The organism is Caballeronia arationis (assembly GCF_001544975.2).
In the GTDB taxonomy this organism is placed as follows: Bacteria; Pseudomonadota; Gammaproteobacteria; order Burkholderiales; family Burkholderiaceae; genus Caballeronia; species Caballeronia arationis.
This window is the reverse complement of record NZ_FCOG02000340.1, coordinates 1-2663: the sequence shown is the minus strand read 5'-3', so window position 1 is coordinate 2663 and position 2663 is coordinate 1. Positions and strand designations below refer to the sequence as shown.

Here is a 2663-nt window from a genome sequence, read left to right as displayed (position 1 = left end):
TGTCACGGATCGGCGTAATCGGTCCATTTCATGATCGGCGTAATCGAGCCACCGGATGATCGCCGTAATCGAGCCAGTCAATGATCGGCATATTGGGGCCACTCGATGATCGGCGTATGAGGCCACTTCAGGATCGGCGTGATCGAGCCACTTTGCTCGCTCGTTGTCTGGTGTTGCTGTAGTCCCAAACGCGTTTCGAATTTCCGTAACTGGCTATCCTTCGGAGTTTTTTCCCCGGAGGGCCGATGAGTAACAGGAGATTCGAGGTGTTTGAATATCGACAAGTTCTGACGCGCATGCGTCAAGGCGATTCAGATCGCGATATTGCTAGCGCGCGGCTGATGGGCCGCGGCAAACTCAAGGGCGTACGCAAGTTGGCGCTCGCCCGTGGCTGGCTAGAGCCGGACCGACCTCTACCGGACGATGCCGAGTTGGCAGGCATATTCGGACGCAATCCGGGTGTCGCCCGGAGCTGCATTTCAACGCTGGAGCCCTTTCGCGACCTGATCCGCAGCTGGTTCGACGCTGGTGTGCAAGGCACAACCATGTACGGCGCGCTCAAACGCAATCACGGCTACACCGGCAGCTACTCCGCAATGCGTCGTTTCCTGATCCACCTGAAGGACGAGCGTGGCGTAGCCGCCACGACCATTCTTGAGTTCGCGCCGGCCGACGCAATGCAAGTTGATTTCGGCGCCGGGCCCGTATTGATGCACGAATCCGGAACGCCGCTTAAGACGTGGATCTATGTGGCAACGTTGTGCTGGTCTCGGCATCAGTATGCCGAGATTGTGTTCGACCAGACGGTCGAGACGTGGCTGGCTTGCCACCGTCGTACCTTTGAATGGTTCGGTGGCCACCCGGAGCGCGTAATTATAGACAACGCGAAGTGCGCAATCATTAAAGCGTGTATCTACAGCCCCGAAGTACAACGCTCCTACGCATCGCTTGCCGAGGCATACGGTTTCCGGATTGACGCTTGTCCGCCACACGACCCCGCAAAGAAAGGAATTGTGGAATCGGGCGTCAAATATGTGAAGAAGTCCTTCGTACCGCTGCGCACGTTTCGCGACTTAAGCGACGCGAATCGACAGTTACACGAATGGATCATGCAGGAAGCCAGTACCCGCAAGCACGGCACGACCCATGAGCAACCGCTGACACGCTTCGCCGTCGAGAGGCCACTGCTCGCAGCTCTTCCCGACGTGCCACCGGTGCTGGCCGTGTGGAAGGAAGTCACCGTGCATAGCGACGGCCACGTCGTTTACCGCAAGGCCCTGTACTCAGTCCCGTTCACGCTGGTTGGTAAGGACCTATGGCTCAAGGCCACCGACACGGTAGTGCAATTGTTTCACCAGCATGGCCTGGTTGCAACGCATCCGCGGCTGCGCAAGCCCGGCGATCGTCATACGGTGCGCGACCATCAGCCACCGGCAGCACAGGCGTGGCTCGAGCACGATCCGCAGTGGTGCCTTGCTCGTGCCAGAGAGATCGGCCCCTCCTGCCTGGCGGTCGCCCTTGCGCTGTTTAACGACCAAGTGCTTGTGAACCTGCGCGGTGTCCAGGGCATCTTGCGATTGCGCGAGAAGGTGGGTGACAAGCGGCTCGACGCTGCTTGCGAACGCGCGCTAGCGTTTGCAAGTCCGAAGTACCGCACCGTCAAAGGCATCCTCGATAAAGGACTGGACAGCGAGCCGGTAGCCGCGCCCCCGCAAACGCCCACCGATACGTACCTCAGTGGCGGGCGTTTCGGTCGAGATCTCAACTCCCTCCTTCTGCATTGAACATCATGAATCCAAGTCCAGAACTGAACACGACGCTCAAACAACTTCGGCTGTCTGGTGTGCTTGACTCGCTCGAACAGCGCAACCGGCAGGCCATCGACGGGAAACTTGCATACACCGAATTCCTCGCCATGCTGCTGCATGATGAAGTCGCGCGGCGAGACCAGAAAAAATTGGGCGCGCGCATCCTGCGTGCCGGGTTTGCGCTAGGAAAGACACTCGAGTCATTCGACTTTGACCGCCTTCCTAAACTCAATCGGGCGCATATCAATGATCTTGCGACGGGACGCTACATCGACGAGAAGGTTGCGATTCTGATGGTGGGTCAAACAGGCGTCGGCAAATCACACATTGCACAGGCACTGGGCCACTGCGCCGCGCGCCAGGGCCGCGATGTCGTGTTCGTCACGCAGACAGACCTACTGAAGAAGCTGCATGCAGCGCGTGCCACGGGGATGTACGAGCGCAAGTTCCAACAGTTCGTGCGCGTGCCGCTGCTGATCGTCGACGACTTCGCGCTCAAACCGCTGCGCGCACCACACGACGAAGACTTCCATGATCTCGTTGCCGCACGCTATGAGCGAGCAGCGACGATATTGACTTCCAATCTTGATCTGGACGAATGGGGAGACGCCTTCCCAGACAACCGTGTGCTCGGCGCAGCCACGCTTGATCGACTTCGCCACGGTTGCTATCGGATCGTCCTTGAAGGCGAGAGCTTCCGTAAGCCCAGACCAATGCCTGAAAACGGCGAAAACGTCATTGCAAAATCAGGCAAAAAACCGCATTCTTGAAACCATTCGAAATTGCGTTTCGGGGCTACTCTGCGTGGCCTCATTAGGCCGACCATCCCCGGCTCGATTACGCCGATCCGTGACA

General features: G+C 58.4%; 2 protein-coding genes. Both read left to right on the top strand.

Translation table 11 applies throughout. The annotated features are described in order from the left end of the window. The first annotated feature begins 266 nt into the window (after positions 1-266). Positions 267-1784, top strand: a complete 1518-nt coding sequence (istA, locus tag AWB81_RS41885) for an IS21 family transposase (protein WP_200822636.1) — start codon at positions 267-269, stop codon at positions 1782-1784. Positions 1785-1789: 5 nt separating this feature from the next. Next, the gene (gene istB, locus AWB81_RS41880; RefSeq protein ID WP_062644388.1) at positions 1790-2578 is read left to right on the top strand and encodes an IS21-like element helper ATPase IstB; all 789 of its coding nucleotides are present in this window, start codon (positions 1790-1792) and stop codon (positions 2576-2578) included. Positions 2579-2663: the final 85 nt, after the last annotated feature.

Coding starts and splice junctions, on each gene's coding strand:
- istB (WP_062644388.1), top strand. CDS start 1,790: ATGAATCCAAGTCCAGAACTGAACACGACGCTCAAACAACTTCGGCTG.